The 16,303-nt window shown below is 70.9% G+C and carries 14 protein-coding genes; 8 read left to right on the top strand and 6 right to left on the bottom strand.

Annotated features, from left to right (window positions below; all coding sequences use genetic code 11):
- Window positions 1–8: 8 nt before the first annotated feature.
- The 4 genes from ACYF6T_RS27235 (at window position 9) to ACYF6T_RS27220 (ending at window position 6,334) form a co-directional block, all read left to right on the top strand.
- A complete protein-coding gene (locus ACYF6T_RS27235; RefSeq protein ID WP_461699647.1) occupies window positions 9–746 on the top strand; it encodes a response regulator transcription factor in 738 nt (245 codons plus the stop codon).
- The gene (locus ACYF6T_RS27230; protein ID WP_461699646.1) at window positions 743–1,855 is read left to right on the top strand and encodes a HAMP domain-containing sensor histidine kinase; all 1,113 of its coding nucleotides are present in this window, start codon (window positions 743–745) and stop codon (window positions 1,853–1,855) included. The genes ACYF6T_RS27235 and ACYF6T_RS27230 overlap by 4 nt, the downstream gene beginning before the upstream one ends.
- A 293-nt stretch (window positions 1,856–2,148) precedes the next feature.
- Window positions 2,149–5,970, top strand: coding sequence for a multifunctional oxoglutarate decarboxylase/oxoglutarate dehydrogenase thiamine pyrophosphate-binding subunit/dihydrolipoyllysine-residue succinyltransferase subunit (locus ACYF6T_RS27225; protein WP_461699645.1), 3,822 nt, complete (start codon window positions 2,149–2,151; stop codon window positions 5,968–5,970).
- A 184-nt stretch (window positions 5,971–6,154) separates the two neighbouring features.
- Window positions 6,155–6,334 (top strand): DUF6104 family protein, encoded by a 180-nt coding sequence (locus ACYF6T_RS27220; protein ID WP_003992906.1) that lies wholly within the window; start codon window positions 6,155–6,157, stop codon window positions 6,332–6,334.
- A 78-nt stretch (window positions 6,335–6,412) separates the two neighbouring features.
- Here the strand turns inward: ACYF6T_RS27220 and ACYF6T_RS27215 are convergent, their stop codons facing one another.
- Entirely contained in the window at window positions 6,413–7,252 is an 840-nt protein-coding gene (locus tag ACYF6T_RS27215; protein WP_461699641.1) for a hypothetical protein, read from the bottom strand.
- Window positions 7,253–7,430: 178 nt separating this feature from the next.
- On the opposite strand from ACYF6T_RS27215, the gene ACYF6T_RS27210 reads away from it, so the two are divergent.
- Entirely contained in the window at window positions 7,431–8,591 is a 1,161-nt protein-coding gene (locus ACYF6T_RS27210; RefSeq protein WP_461699640.1) for a DUF4097 family beta strand repeat-containing protein, read from the top strand.
- 1 nt (window position 8,592) lies between these two features.
- On the top strand, window positions 8,593–9,738 hold the full coding sequence (locus tag ACYF6T_RS27205; RefSeq protein WP_461699639.1) for a PadR family transcriptional regulator: 1,146 nt from the start codon (window positions 8,593–8,595) through the stop codon (window positions 9,736–9,738).
- A 57-nt stretch (window positions 9,739–9,795) separates the two neighbouring features.
- Here ACYF6T_RS27205 and ACYF6T_RS27200 read toward each other — a convergent pair whose 3' ends face one another.
- From ACYF6T_RS27200 to ACYF6T_RS27180, 5 genes are all read right to left on the bottom strand, one after another.
- Window positions 9,796–10,404 carry a hypothetical protein gene (locus tag ACYF6T_RS27200; protein WP_461699638.1) on the bottom strand — a complete coding sequence of 203 codons (609 nt, stop codon included), beginning with the start codon at window positions 10,402–10,404 and terminating at the stop codon, window positions 9,796–9,798.
- A gap of 73 nt (window positions 10,405–10,477) precedes the next feature.
- Window positions 10,478–11,071, bottom strand: coding sequence for a Clp protease N-terminal domain-containing protein (locus ACYF6T_RS27195; protein WP_461699636.1), 594 nt, complete (start codon window positions 11,069–11,071; stop codon window positions 10,478–10,480).
- Window positions 11,071–11,280 (bottom strand): helix-turn-helix domain-containing protein, encoded by a 210-nt coding sequence (locus tag ACYF6T_RS27190; protein ID WP_016437953.1) that lies wholly within the window; start codon window positions 11,278–11,280, stop codon window positions 11,071–11,073. The genes ACYF6T_RS27195 and ACYF6T_RS27190 overlap by 1 nt, the downstream gene beginning before the upstream one ends.
- A gap of 110 nt (window positions 11,281–11,390) precedes the next feature.
- On the bottom strand, window positions 11,391–12,356 hold the full coding sequence (locus ACYF6T_RS27185) for a zinc-binding dehydrogenase (protein WP_461699633.1): 966 nt from the start codon (window positions 12,354–12,356) through the stop codon (window positions 11,391–11,393).
- A 213-nt stretch (window positions 12,357–12,569) separates the two neighbouring features.
- Complete coding sequence (locus ACYF6T_RS27180; RefSeq protein ID WP_461699632.1) at window positions 12,570–13,793, bottom strand: NAD(P)-dependent malic enzyme; 1,224 nt, start codon at window positions 13,791–13,793, stop codon at window positions 12,570–12,572.
- A 574-nt stretch (window positions 13,794–14,367) separates the two neighbouring features.
- On the opposite strand from ACYF6T_RS27180, the gene ACYF6T_RS27175 reads away from it, so the two are divergent.
- A complete protein-coding gene (locus tag ACYF6T_RS27175) occupies window positions 14,368–15,324 on the top strand; it encodes an ABC transporter substrate-binding protein (protein ID WP_461699631.1) in 957 nt (318 codons plus the stop codon).
- A 42-nt stretch (window positions 15,325–15,366) separates the two neighbouring features.
- The gene (locus tag ACYF6T_RS27170; protein WP_461699630.1) at window positions 15,367–16,302 is read left to right on the top strand and encodes an amino acid ABC transporter permease; all 936 of its coding nucleotides are present in this window, start codon (window positions 15,367–15,369) and stop codon (window positions 16,300–16,302) included.
- The last annotated feature ends 1 nt before the right edge of the window (window position 16,303 follow it).

Raw genomic sequence — 16,303 nt, 5'->3', positions numbered from 1 at the left:
GGCGGGCGATGGAGCAGACACACACCTCCCACAACGGCACGCAGGCGACCCCGGGCGCACAGCGCCGGGTCCTGGTGGTCGAGGACGATCCGACCATCGTCGACGCCATCGCGGCCCGCCTGCGTGCCGAGGGTTTCCTCGTACAGACCGCGGGTGACGGCCCGGCCGCCGTCGACACCGCCGAGGCCTGGCAGCCCGATCTGCTGATCCTCGACATCATGCTGCCCGGCTTCGACGGGCTGGAGGTCTGCCGCCGGGTGCAGGCCCAGCGCCCGGTGCCGGTGCTGATGCTCACCGCGCGGGACGACGAGACCGACATGCTGGTCGGCCTCGGCGTCGGTGCCGACGACTACATGACCAAGCCGTTCTCGATGCGGGAGCTGGCGGCGCGGGTGCACGTGCTGCTGCGCCGCGTGGAGCGGGCCGCGCTGGCCGCGGCGACGCCGCGCTCGGGCATCCTGCGCCTGGGCGAGCTGGAGATCGACCACGCGCAGCGCCGGGTGCGGGTGCGCTCCGAGGACGTGCACCTGACGCCGACCGAGTTCGACCTGCTGGTGTGCCTGGCCAACACCCCGCGCGCGGTGCTCTCCCGTGAGCAGTTGCTGGCGGAGGTGTGGGACTGGGCGGACGCCTCCGGGACCCGTACGGTCGACAGCCACATCAAGGCGCTGCGCCGGAAGATCGGTGCCGAGCGGATCCGCACCGTGCACGGCGTCGGCTACGCGCTGGAGACCCCGACGCCATGAGCGGCGGTCCGGCCGCACGCAGAGGGCCCGGCGAGCCGGAGCCCTGGGGCGGGCTGCGCCCGTTCTCCATCAAGACGAAACTGGGCGCCCTGGTCGTCATCTCGGTCCTCATCACCACCGGGCTGATGATGATCGCGATGCGCACGGCGACGGAGCTGCGCTTCATCACCGTCTTCTCGATGATCGCCACGCTGCTGATAACGCAGTTCGTGGCGCACTCGCTGACCGCGCCGCTGGACGACATGAACGCGGTCGCCGGCTCCATCTCGCACGGCGACTACACGCGCCGGGTGCGGGAGAACCGGCGCGACGAGCTGGGCGACCTGGCGCAGACGATCAACCGCATGGCGGACGACCTGGAGGCCCAGGACCGCCAGCGCAAGGAACTCGTGGCGAATGTCTCACACGAGCTGCGCACGCCCATCGCGGGCCTGCGCGCGGTGCTGGAGAACATCGTCGACGGCGTCTCGCCGGCCGACCCCGAGACGATGCGCACGGCCCTGAAGCAGACGGAGCGGCTCGGGCGGCTGGTGGAGACGCTGCTGGACCTGTCCCGCCTGGACAACGGCGTCGTACCGCTGCGCAAGCGGCGCTTCGAGGTGTGGCCGTACCTGTCCGGGGTGCTGAAGGAGGCCAACATGGCCGTGCCCGCGCGCGCGGGCATCGCCTCCGGCTCCGGCAGCCACACGCGGACCGACGTCCACCTGCACCTCGACGTCTCGCCGCCCGAGCTGACCGCGCACGCCGATCCCGAGCGCATCCACCAGGTGGTGGCCAACCTCATCGACAACGCGGTCAAGCACAGCCCGCCGCACGGCCGCGTGACCGTGAAGGCGCGGCGCGGGGCGCTGCCGGAGTCGCTGGAGCTGGAGGTGCTGGACGAGGGTCCCGGCATTCCGCGCTCGGAGTGGCACCGGGTCTTCGAGCGGTTCAACCGCGGGAGCGCGGGCGCGTCGAAGGGGCAGGGCGGCGACGGCGGTACGGGGCTGGGGCTGGCCATCGCCCGGTGGGCGGTGGATCTCCACGGGGGGCGGATCGGGGTGGCCGAATCCGAGCGGGGTTGCCGGATCCTTGTCACTCTTCCGGGAGAGACATCCGTGCCAAGTTGACGTAAAGTCCGAACCGGAGTCCCAAGATCCACCGGCGTCCGCGCAGACGGACACGTGTGATCAGCGACAGGCCCGCGCGCTGGTGACGACGGGCCTGTGCCGACGTATCCCCCCACGCTCGTTCCGTACCGGAACCACGCTTGTTTCCCGCCATTTCCAGGCACGAAACACGCTTTCCGATGTGACTTACGCGACGATGACCTTGCCCGGCCTGACCTTCCCGGCCAGGGAGGCGTAGCCTTTATTCCCGCTGTCCATCACCTTGTGAGAAGCGGAAGAGGGCGGTTGCCGCCGTGTCGCCACAGTCCCCCAGTAATTCGAGCATCTCGACCGACGACCAAGCCGGGAAGAACCCCGCTGCCGCGTTCGGTCCGAACGAGTGGCTCGTCGACGAGATCTATCAGCAGTACCTCCAGGACCCGAATTCGGTAGACCGAGCCTGGTGGGACTTCTTCGCCGACTACAAGCCGGGCGCACCCGCCGCGTCGGCTCCGGCGGGTACCGCGGCCGCGGGGGCCGCGGGGACCACCACCCCGGCGGCGCCCGCTCAGGCCGCCCCTGCCGCGTCCGCTCCGGCCCAGGCCGCCCCGGCGGCTCCCGCCGCCCCGAAGCCCGCTGCCGCTCCCGCGGCGCCCACGCCGGCCGCGCCCGCGAAGGCCGCCGCGCCTGCCAAGGCCGCGGCGCAGCCCGCGCAGGCCGCTCAGGCCGCTCAGCCGAAGAAGGCCGAGCCCGCCGCCCAGGCTCCCGAGGGGCCCGAGCTGGTGCCCCTGCGCGGCCCCGCCGCCGCCGTCGCGAAGAACATGAACGCCTCGCTGGAGCTGCCGACCGCCACCTCGGTCCGCGCGGTCCCGGTGAAGCTGCTGTTCGACAACCGCATCGTCATCAACAACCACCTCAAGCGCGCCCGGGGCGGGAAGATCTCCTTCACCCACCTCATCGGGTACGCGATGGTGCAGGCCATCAAGGCCATGCCGTCGATGAACTGGTCGTACGGCGAGAAGGACGGCAAGCCGACCCTGATCAAGCCGGCCCACATCAACCTGGGCCTCGCGATCGACCTGGTCAAGCCCAACGGCGACCGCCAGCTCGTGGTGGCCGCCATCAAGAAGGCCGAGACGCTGAACTTCTTCGAGTTCTGGCAGGCCTACGAGGACATCGTCCGCCGCGCCCGCGACGGCAAGCTGACGATGGACGACTTCACCGGCGTGACGGTCTCCCTGACCAACCCCGGCGGCCTCGGCACCGTCCACTCCGTGCCGCGTCTGATGCCCGGCCAGTCGGTCATCATGGGCGTAGGCTCGATGGACTACCCGGCGGAGTTCCAGGGCACCAGCCAGGACACGCTGAACAAGCTCGGCATCTCCAAGGTCATGACGCTCACGTCGACCTACGACCACCGGGTGATCCAGGGCGCCGCCTCCGGCGAGTTCCTGCGCCAGGTCGCGAACCTGCTGCTGGGCGAGAACAACTTCTTCGACGACATCTTCGAGTCGCTGCGCATCCCCTACGAGCCGGTCCGCTGGCTCAGGGACATCGACGCCTCGCACGACGACGACGTCACGAAGGCCGCGCGCGTCTTCGAGCTGATCCACTCCTACCGGGTCCGCGGCCACGTCATGGCCGACACCGACCCGCTGGAGTACCGCCAGCGCAAGCACCCCGACCTCGACATCGTCGAGCACGGTCTGACGCTGTGGGACCTGGAGCGCGAGTTCGCCGTCGGCGGCTTCGCCGGCAAGTCGATGATGAAGCTGCGCGACATCCTCGGCGTGCTGCGCGACTCGTACTGCCGCACCACCGGCATCGAGTTCATGCACATCCAGGACCCCAAGCAGCGCAAGTGGATCCAGGACCGCGTGGAGCGCCCGCACTCCAAGCCGGAGCGCGAGGAGCAGCTGCGCATCCTGCGCCGGCTGAACGCGGCGGAGGCCTTCGAGACCTTCCTGCAGACCAAGTACGTCGGCCAGAAGCGCTTCTCCCTGGAGGGCGGCGAGTCCGTCATCCCGCTGCTCGACGCGGTGATCGACTCCGCGGCCGAGTCGCGTCTGGACGAGGTCGTCATCGGCATGGCCCACCGCGGCCGGCTGAACGTCCTGGCCAACATCGTCGGCAAGTCGTACGCCCAGATCTTCCGCGAGTTCGAGGGCAACCTCGACCCGAAGTCGATGCACGGCTCCGGCGACGTGAAGTACCACCTGGGCGCCGAGGGCACCTTCACGGGCCTGGACGGCGAGCAGATCAAGGTCTCGCTGGTCGCGAACCCCTCCCACCTGGAGGCCGTCGACCCGGTCCTGGAGGGCGTCGCGCGCGCCAAGCAGGACATCATCAACAAGGGCGGCACGGACTTCACGGTCCTGCCGGTGGCGATCCACGGCGACGCGGCCTTCGCGGGCCAGGGCGTGGTGGCCGAGACCCTGAACATGTCGCAGCTGCGCGGCTACCGCACCGGCGGCACGGTCCACATCGTCATCAACAACCAGGTCGGCTTCACGGCGGCTCCCGAGTCGTCGCGCTCCTCGATGTACGCCACGGACGTGGCCCGCATGATCGAGGCCCCGATCTTCCACGTGAACGGCGACGACCCCGAGGCGGTCGTGCGCGTCGCGCGCCTGGCCTTCGAGTTCCGCCAGGCGTTCAACAAGGACGTGGTGATCGACCTCATCTGCTACCGCCGCCGCGGTCACAACGAGTCGGACAACCCGGCCTTCACGCAGCCGCTGATGTACGACCTGATCGACAAGAAGCGCTCGGTGCGCAAGCTCTACACCGAGTCCCTCATCGGTCGCGGCGACATCACGCTGGAGGAGGCCGAGCAGGCCCTGCAGGACTACCAGGGCCAGCTGGAGAAGGTCTTCACGGAGGTCCGCGAGGCGACCTCGCAGCCGCTGTCGGCGGAGCCGTCGGACCCGCAGGCCGAGTTCCCGGTGGCCGTGCACACGGCGGTGACCTCGGAGGTCGTGAAGCGGATCGCCGAGTCCCAGGTCAACATCCCCGACCACATCACCGTCCACCCGCGGCTGCTGCCGCAGCTGCAGCGCCGGGCGGCGATGGTCGAGGACGGCACGATCGACTGGGGCATGGGCGAGACCCTGGCCATCGGCTCGCTGCTGCTGGAGGGCGTGCCGGTCCGCCTGGCCGGCCAGGACTCCCAGCGCGGCACCTTCGGCCAGCGGCACGCGGTCATCATCGACCGTGAGACGGGCGACGAGTTCACGCCGCTGATGTACCTCTCCGAGGACCAGGCGCGGCTGAACGTCTACAACTCCCTGCTCTCCGAGTACGCGGCGATGGGCTTCGAGTACGGCTACTCGCTGGCCCGCCCCGAGTCGCTCGTGATGTGGGAGGCCCAGTTCGGCGACTTCGTCAACGGCGCGCAGACGGTCGTGGACGAGTTCATCTCGTCGGCGGAGCAGAAGTGGGGCCAGACGTCCGGTGTGACGCTCCTGCTCCCCCACGGCTACGAGGGCCAGGGCCCGGACCACTCCTCGGCCCGCCCGGAGCGGTTCCTCCAGCTGTGCGCCCAGAACAACATGACGGTCGCGATGCCCACGCTCCCGTCGAACTACTTCCACCTCCTGCGCTGGCAGGTGCACAACCCGCACCACAAGCCGCTCATCGTCTTCACCCCGAAGTCGATGCTGCGTCTGAAGGCGGCGGCGTCGAAGGCGGAGGAGTTCACCACGGGCCAGTTCCGCCCGGTCATCGGCGACGCGTCGGTGGACCCGGCCGCGGTGAAGAAGGTCGTCTTCACGGCGGGCAAGGTCTACTACGACCTCGACGCCGAGCGGCAGAAGCGCGGGGTCACGGACACGGCGATCATCCGCATCGAGCGCCTGTACCCGCTGCCGGGTGCCGAGCTCCAGGCGGAGATCGCCAAGTACCCGAACGCCGAGAAGTACCTGTGGGCCCAGGAGGAGCCGGCCAACCAGGGCGCCTGGCCGTTCATCGCCCTGAACCTGATCGACCACCTGGACCTGGCGGTCGGCGCGGACGTCCCGCACGGCGAACGCCTGCGCCGCATCTCCCGCCCGCACTCGTCGTCCCCGGCGGTGGGCTCGGCGAAGCGCCACCAGGCGGAGCAGGAGCAGCTGGTGCGCGAGGTGTTCGAGGCGTGAGCCGCTGAACCGGCCTGACCCACAGGGCCCGCTCCCGGTTTCCGGGGGCGGGCCCTGCGTCATGGGGTCATGGCGGGTCAGCGCGCGGGGCGGTGGCTTCGGGGCGGTGCGGGAAGGGGTTCCGGGCGGCATAACCTGGAGACGTAGGACCCGTGGCCCCAGGCCCAGCCCCAGGAGAGCATCCGTGTACTTCACCGACCGAGGCATCGAAGAGCTGGAGAAGCGGCGCGGCGAGGAGGAGGTCACCTTCGAGTGGCTTGCCGAGCAGCTGCGGACGTTCGTCGACCTGAATCCGGACTTCGAGGTGCCGGTGGAGCGGCTGGCGACGTGGCTGGCCCGGCTGGACGACGAGGACGACGAGTAGGGCCGACGGGTGGGGTCCGGGGTGACCGGGCCGGTGCGGGGTGAGGCGTCCCTTCGGGGGCGCCTTCTTCGTGCGGGCTCAGTCGCGGGGGCGCGCGATGTCGTACGTCAGGCCCAGCGCGCCGTGGGCCAGCAGCAGGGCGCCCGCCGCCGTCCAGCCGCCGCTGTGGCGCCGCAGGCCCCAGGCTGTGACGGGCAGGCCGGTGAGCAGTTGGGCGAGGGAGAGGGCGCGGGCGCGGGGGGTGCCGGACCAGGGCATCCAGGGGGCGAGGAGGCTGTGGTCGACGGCGTCGAGTTCCGTGCGGACCGTCTCGCGCCAGCCGTGCCATGTGATCGGGCGCGTGTCCGGCCGGGCGTGGGCGATCTCGTGCAGACGGTCGGCGGGGGTGCCTGGGGTGAGTCCGGTGGGGAGGGCGACTCCCGCGCGGGTGAGGACGGCGAGGAGGGCGAGCAGGCGGGTGCGGGCGTCGGCGTCCGGGTCGGGGCGGGTGAGGCGGTCGAGGGACTGGACGTCCAGGACGGGGTCCAGGCCCAGCCGGGCCGCGAACGTGCGCATCGCCTCGTCCTCGCCGGCGGGGGTGCCGTTGGCGAGCCAGACGTAGCCGACGGGGCGGCGGAAGCCGGAGGCGAGGGTGTAGCCGGCTCGGTCGGCGTCCCACCACAGGGCCAGTACGGGCCAGGGGGCGCCGACGGCGAGGGCGGTGGCCCAGCCGGTCGTGACGCGGTCGACGGGTTCGTCTCCGTCCCGCCAGGGCGTGCCCTCGGGGACGAGGACGCTCCACTCCCCGCCGGCGCGGGCGAGGAGCAGGGGCTCGCGCAGGAGGTGGGCGACGGGGGCGACGGCGTCGGGGTCGGCCCGGCAGAGGAGGAGGGCGCCGGGGGCGGGGCCGGTGCGGGTGCGGTCCGTCGTCGACGACATGGTCACACGCTAGGGCGGTTTGTTCTGGTTGGTCGCTTCTGCCTGGTCTATCCGGTCATGTCGTCACTTCACGGGTGCGGGCATCCCCCGGACGAGTGCCTTGACTTTCCGTGGCCGCGATATATCGTGAATTGCAGGAGACGCGATATGGCGCGTTGCAGGCGGGGAGGTTCGCACCATGACCGAGTGGTCCGTCGCAGAGCCCACGAAGCTCACGTTCGACGAGCCCGTGAGGGAGCTGCACGTACGCATCGTCAACGGAACGGTGAACGTGGTGGGCACGGACGAAGGTTCCGCCCGCCTTGAGGTGTCCGAGATCGAGGGGCCTCCCCTGATCGTGACCCAGCAGGGCGGCTCGCTCACGGTGGCGTACGAGGACCTGCCCTGGAAGGGCTTCCTGAAGTGGCTCGACCGCAAGGGCTGGCGGCGCAGTGCCGTGGTCTCCCTGGCCGTGCCGGCCGACACCCGCGTCGAGGTGGGCGTCGTCGGCGCGGCGGCGGTCGTCTCGGGGCTCGACGGACGCGCGGAGGTGAAGGGCGTCACCGGGGACACGACGCTGGTGGGCCTCGCCGGACCGGTCCGCGCCGACACCGTCTCGGGGAACGTGGAGGCGCAGGCCCTCACCGGCGATCTGCGCTTCAACTCCGTCTCGGGCGATCTGACCGTGGTGGAGGCGGGGTCCTCGGTGAAGGCGGACTCGGTGAGCGGCTCCATGATCGTCGACCTCGATCCCGCGAGCCGCCCCACGGACGTCACCCTGACCAGCGTCTCGGGCGAGATCGCCATTCGGCTGCCCCACCCGGCGGACGCGGAGGTGGAGGCGAACACGGCGAGCGGGACGGTCTCCAACGCCTTCGAGGACCTGCGGGTCGGCGGCCAGTGGGGCGCCAAGCGGATCACGGGCCGCCTGGGCGCGGGCAACGGCAAGTTGAAGGCGACGACGGTCTCCGGATCCATCGCCCTGCTGCGCCGCCCGCCGGTCGAGGACGAGCCATGGGAGACGGGACCGGTGGAGACGGGGCCGGAGGAGACGGGGCCGGTGGACGCGGGGCCGCGGGGGACGGGGCCACAGGACGCCGGGCCGCGGGGGGCAGGGCCACAGGACACCGGACCTCGCGACGCCGGACCGCAAGACGCCGGACCGCGACACGTCGATCCCCAAGACGCCGCCCCGCAGGACGCCGCCCCGGTGGGCGACGCGCACAGCGGCTCGGGGGACAATTCCGTTTCCGGCCAGGGCGACGGCGCCGGCGGCGACGAGGGTGCCGGCGGCACCACCGGGACCACCAGCCCGACCGACGCCCCGGCCGACGGCACGACCGACAAGAAGGTGCTCTGACATGCCCCCCGTCTTCGCCCACGGCCGCCTCCGCCTCTACCTGCTGAAGCTGCTGGACGAGGCCCCGCGCCACGGCTACGAGGTGATCCGGCTCCTGGAGGAGCGGTTCCAGGGCCTGTACGCGCCGTCGGCGGGCACCGTCTACCCCCGGCTGGCGAAGCTGGAGGCCGAGGGCCTGGTCACCCACACCACCGAGGGCGGCCGCAAGGTGTACGCCATCACGGACGCCGGCCGCGCCGAGCTGGCCGACCGCAGCGGCGAACTGGCCGACCTGGAGCTGGAGATCCGCGAGTCGGTCGCGGAGCTCGCCGCCGAGATCCGGGCCGACGTGCGCGGCGCCGCCGGTGATCTGCGGCGCGAGATGCGGGCGGCGGCCAGCGAGGCCCAGCGGGGTGGGCGGACCGGCGCCGGGGAGCGCGGGCCGTTCGGGGAGTACGGCGACCTCGGCGACAAGGAGGCCTGGCGCGCGGCCAAGGAGGAGATGCGGCGCGTCAAGCAGGAGTGGAAGGAGCAGGCCAGGCGGGCCAAGGACGAGAGCCGCCGGGCCCGCGAGGAGGCCCAGCGTGCCCGGCGGCAGGCCAAGGAGGCGCAGGACCGTGCCCGGGCGCAGGCCCAGGAGGAACTGCAGCGCGCCGCCCGGCGAGTGCAGCAGCAGGTGCAGGACCACTTCGCGCGGGGCGACTGGCCGACGGGGGTGCGTGAGGGACTGACCGAACTGGCCAAGGAGTTCGGGGACTTCGGGAAGTACTTCGGCAAGGAGTTCGGCAGCGAACCGGGCTTCGGGCGCGGCGGCACCGACGCGGGCCGCGGCTCCGGCACGGGCAGCGGCACCGGCTCCGGCTCCGGCTCCGGCACGGGCAGCGGCACCGGCTCCGGCTCCGGCACGTCGGCGTCCCGGTCGGCGCACGTGGAGTACTCCGACACCCCGGAGGACTTCCCGGCCGAGTACGAGCCGGCCTGGGCGCATGAGGACGGCAGCGGCAACCCCGCTCGCGACCTCGACCGCCTGCTCGACCGTTTCCGCGACGACATCCGCGACGCGGCCCGGGATCACGGGGTGACGGAGGACCAGCTCCGCGACGCCCGCCGCCACCTCTCTACGGCGGCGGCGCACATCGGGGCGATACTGCGGCGGCCGAGGGTCTGAGACGTCCCGCGACTTGGCCTGTGACGCGGCCCCGTCGGACCGGCCCGGGCCGTCGGGTCAGGTGCACTGCCAGAGGAAGCGGCCCTCCACGCCGTCCGGGGAGGCGAAGGCGTAACCGACGCCCGCGTCACCGAAGTTGACGTGGAAGGGCAGCTTGCCGGCGTCCAGCTGGACGACCAGCCACCAGCCGTCGCCGGGCGTCTCCTCGCCCTGGAGCCAGTGCGGTTCGACCCCGCGGCCGCCGAGGAACTGCCACGGCCGCCGGTCCTCCACACCGGCATCCCCGGCCGCACCGTCCTCGGCGCCGGCGCCCGGGTCACGCGGAAGATGGTCGGCCCCCGCGCTCGGCCCCTCCGCCCTCCGCTCGACCGTCACGAAGTCCGGTACGCGGCCCCCGGGTTGGATCAGCAGGGCGTTCTCCCCGCTCTCCGGATCCCAGGTGCCGTCGACGTGCCCCTTTCCGTCCTCCGTCATGAAGAGATAGGCGAGCCGCCCGCCCTCCAGGGCGAACTGCCCGAGGAACTCCATCGGTTCGCCGGTCCCGCGCGACAAAGGCCACTGGGGTTCGTCCAGCCACACCGGCTGTCCACCCGCCTTGGTCACCGGCTCGCGTACGGCGCCGCCGGCCGGGACGAAGACGAGCGGCGCGGGATCGGACACGGTCATGTGGGGGCTCCTTCAAGGGACGAGGCCGGCCTCGGCAGGCACCACCCTAGGACGGCGACGGCCCGCCGCCCACTCAGCCGGCCTTGGCCTCTCCCCCGCCATGGACGCCGTACAGCACCCGATTCAGCGACGCGTACGTCACGCCGTGATCGGCGAGGACCTCGGCGGGCACGCCGGGGAGGAGGGTGAGGGACAGCAGGAGGTGCTGGTCGCCGAGGTGCCGTTCGCCGTGGGCGACGGCGGTGCGCAGGGCCCGCTCCAGGACGTTCCTGGCACCGCGGCTGAAGCTGAGCCGACCCGGCCACCAGCCCTTGTCCTTGCGGTCGCCGGACATCGCCCCGAGGCCGTGCGCCTCCTCGACCCGGGCGACGATCTCGGACACGTCGATGCCGAGCCCGGCGAGCGCGTCGGCCTCGGCGCGGGAGAGCCCGGCCCGCCGCCGCGCCTCGGCGAGGTCCCGCTTTACCGACTCCCTGCCGTCCCCCTCCTCCCCGCCCTTCCCGTCCAACCCCAGCGCGGCCAGCGCGAAGGAGGCGCGGCCGGTCTTCCGGTCGAGCAGCGCGAGCAGCATGTGCTCGGCGTCGACGGACCGCGCCCCCGACCGTTCCGCGTGCTCTACGGCGCCGCGCACCACCGCGCGGGCGTCCTTCGTGAACCGCTCGAACATCAATGCCTCCCGTACTTCTTGTGCACGGCCTGCCTGCTGACCCCGAGTTCCGCGGCGATCTCCTGCCACGACCAGCCCTGGTTGCGCGCACTGCGCACCTGCACCGCCTCCAACTGCTCCAGCAGGCGGCGGAGTGCGGCGACGGCGCGCAGTCCCACCCGTGGGTCGCGGTCGCCGGCCCGCTCGGCGAGATCCGTTGCTTCGGTCATGCCGTCAACCTACGTTGACAACCGATCCCCGTCAACTGTGGTTGACAAACGCGGGCGGCCGACCCGGAGAACGGGTCGGCCGCAGGCACGGACGAAGTGCGGGAGAGGTGTCAGTCGTTGGTGAGGACGACCTTTCCGAACAGCTCGCCGGACTCCATCCGCTCGAAGCCCTCACGCGCGCGGTCCATTGGCAGCACCTCGTCGATGACGGGCCGCACCCCCGTGGCCGCGCAGAAGGAGAGCAGGTCCTCCAGTTCGTCCTTGGTGCCCATCGTGGAGCCGACGACCTTGAGTTCGAGGAAGAAGATACGGGTCAGCTCGGCGTGCGAGGGGCGGTCGCCGCTGGTCGCGCCGGAGATGACGAGCGTGCCGCCGGGACGCAGGGACTTGACGGAGTGGGACCAGGTGGCGGCGCCGACGGTCTCGATGACCGCGTCGACGCGCTGCGGCAGCCGGGCACCCGACTCCAGCGCCTCGACGGCGCCCAGTTCGACGGCCCGCTTGCGCTTGGCCTCGTCGCGGCTGGTGGCGAAGACCCGCAGTCCGGCCGCCTTGCCGAGCACGATGGCGGCCGTGGCGACCCCGCCGCCCGCGCCCTGGACCAGGACCGAGTCGCCGGGCCGCACACCGGCGTTGGTGAAGAGCATGCGGTACGCCGTCAGCCACGCGGTCGGCAGACAGGCGGCCTCCGCGAAGGAGAGCTCCTTCGGCTTGGGCAGGATGTTCCAGGTCGGCACGGCGACCTGTTCGGCGAAGGTGCCCTGGTAGCGCTCGGTGAGGATGGAGCGGGGTTCCGTGGGGCCGACGCCGTGGCCGGACTGGCCGACGACGGAGTGCAGGACGACCTCGTTGCCGTCCTCGTCGACGCCGGCGGCGTCGCAGCCGAGGATCATCGGCAGCCGGTCCTCGGGCAGGCCCACGCCCCGCAGGGACCACAGGTCGTGGTGGTTGAGCGAGGCGGCCTTGACGTTGACGGTGCTCCAGCCGGGCCGGGCCTCGGGAGCGGGACGGTCCCCGAGTTCAAGGCCGCTCAGCGGCTGGTCGCGGTCGATTCGGGCGGCGTAGACGGCGAACATGACCTTGACGATAGGCGCCGCCCCTCGCCGGCGGAACCGTGCGGCCCTGTGACACACACCCTCTTGCCAAGAGCGCGAGGGCACAACAGCCGGACGGCGGCGGCGAGTCCCAGCCGCAGGCGACGCCGCCCCCACCGTCATCCGAACGGGTGGACGGGCGGGTAAAGAAACGGCCCCGCCCAACCGGACGGGGCCGTTCAGCCGACGTGGGCGTCAGCGCCGGGCGACACCCTCCGCCCGGGCCGCCGCCGCCACCGCAGCCGTGACCGCCAGGGCGACCCGCTCGTCGAAGGGCGACGGGATGACGTAGTCCGCGGCGAGGTCGTCCCCGACCACACCGGCCAGCGCCTCGGCCGCCGCGATCTTCATGCCCTCGGTGATCCGGGAGGCCCGCACCTGCAGCGCGCCCGCGAAGATGCCCGGGAACGCCAGCACGTTGTTGATCTGGTTCGGGAAGTCGGACCGCCCGGTCGCCACGACCGCCGCGTACTTGTGCGCGACGTCGGGGTGCACCTCGGGGTCGGGGTTGGCCATGGCGAAGACGAACGCGCCCTCGGCCATGGAGGCCACCGCGGCCTCCGCGACCGTACCGCCGGAGACGCCGATGAAGACGTCCGCACCCGCCAGGGCGTCCTCCAGCGATCCCGAGATGCCCGCCTTGTTGGTGAACCCGGCGAGCTCCCGCTTGACGGACGTCAGGTCGTCCCGGTCGGCCGAGACGATGCCCTTGCGGTCCGCGACGGCGACATCGCCGATGCCGGCCTCGACCAGCATCTTCGCGATGGCCACGCCGGCCGCGCCGGCGCCCGAGATGACCGCCCGCAGATCGCCGATGGCGCGCCCGCTCAGCCGCGCCGCGTTCCGCAGCGCCGCCAGCGTCACCACGGCCGTGCCGTGCTGGTCGTCGTGGAAGACGGGGATGTCGAGCCGCTCCTGCAGCTTCCGCTCGATCTCGAAGCACCGGGGTGCCGAGATGTCCTCCAGGTTGACGCCGCCGAAGGACGGCGCGAGCCGCACCACGGTGTCGACGATCTCGTCGACCTCCGTGCAGTCCAGCGCGATCGGCACCGCGTCCACGCCGCCGAACTGCTTGAACAGGATCGCCTTGCCCTCCATCACGGGAAGGGATGCCTCCGGGCCGATGTCGCCGAGGCCCAGCACCGCCGTGCCGTCGGTGACGACGGCGACGACCGACGACTTCCACGTGTAGTCGTGGACGAGCTCCGGCTGCTCGGCGATCGCGGTGCACACGCGCGCCACGCCGGGGGTGTATGCGAGGGACAGGTCGTCCTTGTCACGGACGGGCACGGTGGCCTGCACGGCCATCTTGCCGCCGCGGTGCAGCGCGAAGGCGGGATCGAAGGAATCGAGGGGCTCGGCCCCGCCGTCCTGATCCGTTGTGCTGTCGCTGCGAGGATTGACGATCTCCGCTGCCACTTTGTTCTACCCCTTAAGTCTTCATTGGTTGAGGGTGGCCACTCCTGGTGAGAAGTGGGCGGGACCGCGTATGCCCCGATATCTGTTGATGCGTACGGGTCATACGCGACAGGCGCGCCGCACACGCGCCCGAAGCCCCGGATGAGGGGTGTAAAGAACCTTCATACCCGACGGACCAGGTCGCCGACGAGTCGATTACGTGCAAGGTCACATCCCGGGACCGGAAGGTCACGTCTCGATGACAACAATCGTCACGAAATATGGGCACACGTCCTTGACAGGCCCTTGACCAGCGGTCGAACAGTGATCAACACCTCGCGCCGCAGGTCCGCATCCTGAGATGCGCAGAAGATCTTCCGGTCGGAATGGCTGATTCCCGCAGATGGTCCGGACATCTTGTACCGACCTGGCGCGGTTCGGGGGTCGCCCGTTATCCGATTTTGACATGGCCGGGACCCTGAACCGCTCCGTCCGAATGGCAAGATGCGGTAAACCCACGAGGTCGCGCCACCCGAAGGTGTGTGTTCTCGTCGACCTCATCGGCAACTCCACCCATCCGCCGGAGGAACCCACCATGACCGCAAGCTCCACCCGTCGTACGGCCGCCGCGCACAACCGTCTGGCAGCGGTCGGTGCGATCGCGGTCGCAGGCACTCTGCTTCTCACCGGCTGCGGTGACCAGACCAAGGACAAGGGGAGCAGCAGCAGCGCGTCGGCGAGCTCGGCGCCGCTGGCCGACAAGCTGCCCCAGGCCATCCGGGACAAGGGCGTCATCAAGGTCGGTTCGGACATCGCGTACGCGCCGGTCGAGTTCAAGGACGACTCCGGCAAGGTCGTCGGCCTGGACCCGGACCTCGCGGCGGCGATGGGCAAGCAGCTCGGCGTGACGTTCGAATTCCAGAACGGCACCTTCGACGCCCTGCTCACCGGTATCCGTTCCAACCGCTACGACATCGCGATGTCGGCGATGACGGACAACAAGAACCGTCAGGAGGGCATCGACCCCGACACCGGCAAGAAGGTTGGCGAGGGCGTCGACTTCGTCGACTACCTGACCGCCGGTGTGTCGATCTACACCCGCAAGGGCGACACCGAGAACATCGCCTCCTGGTCCGACCTGTGCGGCAAGAAGCTCGCCGTGGAGCGCGGGACCGTCTCCGAGGACCTGGCCAAGTCCGAGACCAAGAAGTGCACCGGCGGCAAGAAGATCACCATCGAGGCCTTCGACGACGACCAGCAGGCCCAGACCCGTCTGCGCTCCGGCGGCGCCGACGCGGCCTCCTCCGACTTCCCGGTGGCGGCGTACGCGGTGAAGACCTCCGGCGGCGGCAAGGACTTCCAGATCGTCGGCGACCAGGTCGAGGCGGCGCCGTACGGCATCGCCGTCTCCAAGAGCAACACCCAGCTGCGTGACGCGCTGCAGGCGGCGATGAACGCGATCATCAAGAGCGGCGAGTACCAGAAGATCCTCGACAAGTGGGGCGCCGAGGACGGTGCCGTCAAGGAGTCCGCCATCAACGGCGGCAAGTGACCGCGTTCGAGACGTTCGAGCGGGCACTGAAGGGCAACTCCCGTGACTTCTGACATCGACAAGACGGCGGGGCCGAAGGACACGCCCCCGGCCGGACCGGAGGCCATCAAGGCCATCCCGGTCCGGCACTACGGGCGGTACGTCTCCGCCGTGATCGCGATCGCCATCCTGGTCTCGATCATCTACGCGTTCGGCCAGGGCAAGATCAACTGGCACGCGGTCCCGGACTACTTCTTCGACGACCGCATCATGACCGGCGTCGGCAAGACCCTCCTGCTGACGGTCCTGTCGATGCTGATCGGCATCGTCGGCGGCATCGTCCTGGCCGTGATGCGCCTGTCGAAGAACCCGGTGACCTCGTCGATCGCCTGGTTCTACATCTGGTTCTTCCGCGGCACGCCGGTGCTGGTCCAGCTGTTCCTCTGGTTCAACCTGGGCCTGGTCTTCGAGTACATCGACCTCGGGCCGATCTACAAGAACTACTGGTCCGACTTCATGACGCCGCTGCTGACGGCGCTGCTCGGCCTGGGTCTCAACGAGGCCGCGTACATGGCGGAGATCTGCCGCGCCGGTCTGCTCGCGGTCGACGAGGGCCAGACCGAGGCCGCCCACGCGCTGGGCATGAGCCACGGCAAGACGCTGCGCCGGATCGTGATCCCGCAGGCGATGCGGGTGATCGTGCCGCCGACGGGCAACGAAGTGATCAACATGCTGAAGACGACCTCGCTCGTGGCGGCCGTCCAGTATCCGGAGCTCTTCCGCTACGCCCAGGACATCGGCCAGAACTCCGGTGCCCCGGTGGAGATGTACTTCCTCGCCGCCGCCTGGTACCTGATCATGACGTCGGTGCTGAGCGTGGGTCAGTACTACATCGAGCGGTACTACGCGCGCGGTTCCAGCCGCGCCCTGCCGCCCACCCCGTGGCAGAAGGTCAGGGCGCACCTGACGACCTTCTCGAGCAGGAAGGTCACGGCATGAG

The organism is Streptomyces sp. 7R007, assembly GCF_054850255.1.
This window is presented reverse-complemented; position numbering and strand designations above follow the sequence as displayed.

Coding starts and splice junctions, on each gene's coding strand:
- ACYF6T_RS27235 (WP_461699647.1), top strand. CDS start 9: ATGGAGCAGACACACACCTCCCACAACGGCACGCAGGCGACCCCGGGC.
- ACYF6T_RS27230 (WP_461699646.1), top strand. CDS start 743: ATGAGCGGCGGTCCGGCCGCACGCAGAGGGCCCGGCGAGCCGGAGCCC.
- ACYF6T_RS27215 (WP_461699641.1), bottom strand. CDS start 7,252: ATGTCGTCGACGACGGACCGCACCCGCACCGGCCCCGCCCCCGGCGCC.
- ACYF6T_RS27210 (WP_461699640.1), top strand. CDS start 7,431: ATGACCGAGTGGTCCGTCGCAGAGCCCACGAAGCTCACGTTCGACGAG.
- ACYF6T_RS27205 (WP_461699639.1), top strand. CDS start 8,593: ATGCCCCCCGTCTTCGCCCACGGCCGCCTCCGCCTCTACCTGCTGAAG.
- ACYF6T_RS27200 (WP_461699638.1), bottom strand. CDS start 10,404: ATGACCGTGTCCGATCCCGCGCCGCTCGTCTTCGTCCCGGCCGGCGGC.
- ACYF6T_RS27195 (WP_461699636.1), bottom strand. CDS start 11,071: ATGTTCGAGCGGTTCACGAAGGACGCCCGCGCGGTGGTGCGCGGCGCC.
- ACYF6T_RS27190 (WP_016437953.1), bottom strand. CDS start 11,280: ATGACCGAAGCAACGGATCTCGCCGAGCGGGCCGGCGACCGCGACCCA.
- ACYF6T_RS27185 (WP_461699633.1), bottom strand. CDS start 12,356: ATGTTCGCCGTCTACGCCGCCCGAATCGACCGCGACCAGCCGCTGAGC.
- ACYF6T_RS27175 (WP_461699631.1), top strand. CDS start 14,368: ATGACCGCAAGCTCCACCCGTCGTACGGCCGCCGCGCACAACCGTCTG.